We start from the raw sequence: 2606 nt of genomic DNA on the forward strand, positions 1-2606 counted from the left end.
GCGTCTCGCCGAGCTCGCTCTCGGCGACGCCCGCGAGGATCGGTTCAACCACAGGTGTTCCTCCGTCCGGCGGATCGTATCATCGATATTCGGATATCCCGAGCGAACGCAAATAGTTTGTGGTAGACGGTACCACAGCGCGCGTTTCTCGAGTCGCGTGATCGGGTGGCGGCTCAGCACGTGACGACGCCGCGACGGTACCGAATGCGTACACCGTTGGTAAGCGGCGAGTCGTTACGAGACAACGGACTGCTGAATTGGGACTCGATCACTTGCCAGACATGGATACTATTTTATATCACTGCAAGGTATAAACACACATGGAATTGGCAAGCGTTGGCAAGGACGCCAGAGCCGGGAACGTCGCGCGACTCCACGACGAGACCGCCCGGATCCACGGTGACGCGCGGGCGATCGAGTATCACGGACAGACGCTCACCCACGACGAACTCAAGGCCGAGAGCTCGCGCTTCGCCGGCGGACTGGCCGACCTCGGGATCGAACCCGGCGACGTCCTCCTGCAGTACCTGCCGAACTGCCCGCCGTACCTGATCGGCGCGCTCGGCGCGTTCAAGGCCGGCGTGATCGTCTCGCCGGTTAACCCACAGTACCGCAAGCGGGAGTTGACCTACCAGCTCGAGGATACCGACGCGTCGGCCGTGCTCACCCACGAGGCGTTGGAGCCCTTCCTCGAGGAGGCGCTCGCCGAAATCGACTGGGACCCGGTCGTCATCTCGGTCGGGACCGATACCGACGAGTTCCGCGTCTTCGACGACGTCCGCGGCGAGGCGACGTTCGTCGAGCGCGCCGACGACGACGTGGCGCTGCTGCCGTATACGTCGGGAACGACGGGGCAACCGAAAGGAGTCCAGCTCACCCACCGCAACTTCCGCGCCCAGACGTTCTCGGTGCTCTCCCAGGAGAGCGCGCTCGACGACGAGGACGTCCGCAGCCTCGTCTGGCTCCCGCTGTACCACATCACCGGCTTCACCCACACCGCCTGGCAACCCCTCGTGCGGGGCGGCAGCGTCTACCTCCGGAGCGCGGCCAACTGGGACGGAGAGACCGCGATGGCGCTGATCGAGGAGGAGGGGATCACCCACTACGTCGGCGTCACCGCCATGTACGTCGACATGATCAACAGCGAGCGCTTCGGCGAGTACGACCTCACCAGCCTCGAGTCGGCCGGCGAGGGCGGCGCGAAGATGTCCGTCGCGGTCCAGGAGGAGTTCGAGGAGACCGCGGGCGTCGAGATGAGCGAGGGGTACGGGCTCACGGAGACGAACGGCGCGACCCACTCCCAGAGCGGATCGACGTTCGGCCTGCGCCACGGCACGATCGGCCAGCCGACGCGGATGACCGAGGCGATCATCGTCGACGGCAGCGGGGAGACCGTCGGCATCGGCGAGGAGGGGGAGCTCCTCGTCCGCGGCCCGCAGGTGATGAAGGGCTACCACGACATGCCCGAGGCGACCGAGCGGGCGTTCACCGAGGACGGCTTCTTCCGCACCGGCGACATCGCCCGCCGGGACGCGGACAACTACTACGAGATCGTCGACCGGAAGAAGCACATGATCAACTCCGCCGGCTACAACATCTACCCCAGCGAACTCGAGGAACTCCTAGCCGAACACGAGGCCGTCGCCGAGGGCGCGGTAGTGGGGATCCCCGACGAGCGCCGAAACGAGGTGCCGAAGGCCTACGTCGTCACCGTTCCGAACGTCGAGCCCGGCGTCGACGTCACGGAAGCGGAGATCAAGGAGTACTTCCTCGATAACGTCGCCTCCTACAAACACCCCCGCGAGGTCGAGTTCATCGACGAACTCCCGCGGACGACCTCTGGGAAGATTCAAAAGTACAAGCTCGAGGGCCGCGAGGAATCGGAGGAGCAGTAACCCGTGCGAGTCATCGTCACACCCCACGTCCTCTCGGGCGGCGGGCCGATCCTCACCGAGGAGATCCGCGAGCGGCGTCCCGACATCGACCTCGTACACGCCGAGGACGAAGACGAACTGCTCGCGGCCGTCGACGACGCGTCGGTACTGCTCACCCACTGGGTCCCGGACGAGGTACTCGAGGCGGCCACCGACCTCGAGTGGGTTCAGGCGCTCAGCGCCGGGACCGACCGCTACGATCACGATGCGTTGGCAAACCGCGACGTCGCCCTGACGAGCGTCTCGGGGATCCACGCGAAACCGATCGGGCAGCAGGTGCTGGGCTATCTGCTCCACTTCGAGCGGCGCTTCGACCGCGCGGTCGCACAACAGCACCGTCGGGAGTGGGACCGGTACACGGGCGGCGAACTCGGCGATCGGACGGTCGGCATCGTCGGCGTCGGCGCGATCGGCTCGAAAGTCGCCGACTACTGCCGGCCGTTCGACGCCCGGGTGATCGGGACCAAACGAGATCCGACCGACGCGCCCGACAGCGTCGACGAGATCTACGGCACTGACGGGCTCGAGTCGGTCCTGACCCGGAGCGATTACCTCGTCCTCGCCTGTCCGCTGACCGACGAAACGCGGGGGCTGATCGACGCCGACGCGCTGGCGGCGCTCTCGGACGACGCCGTACTCGTCAACATCGCTCGCGGCGGCGTCGTCAACCAG

Annotated in this window: 2 protein-coding genes; both read left to right on the top strand. The window is 66.2% G+C overall.

The features are described from left to right. The first annotated feature begins 320 nt into the window (after window positions 1-320). Complete coding sequence (locus tag PGX04_RS26980) at window positions 321-1895, top strand: class I adenylate-forming enzyme family protein (protein WP_273741308.1); 1575 nt, start codon at window positions 321-323, stop codon at window positions 1893-1895. A 3-nt stretch (window positions 1896-1898) separates the two neighbouring features. After that, the coding region (locus PGX04_RS26985; RefSeq protein ID WP_273741309.1) for an NAD(P)-dependent oxidoreductase at window positions 1899-2606 on the top strand (708 nt) is incomplete at its 3' end.

It is taken from the genome of Natrinema soli (assembly GCF_028618695.1).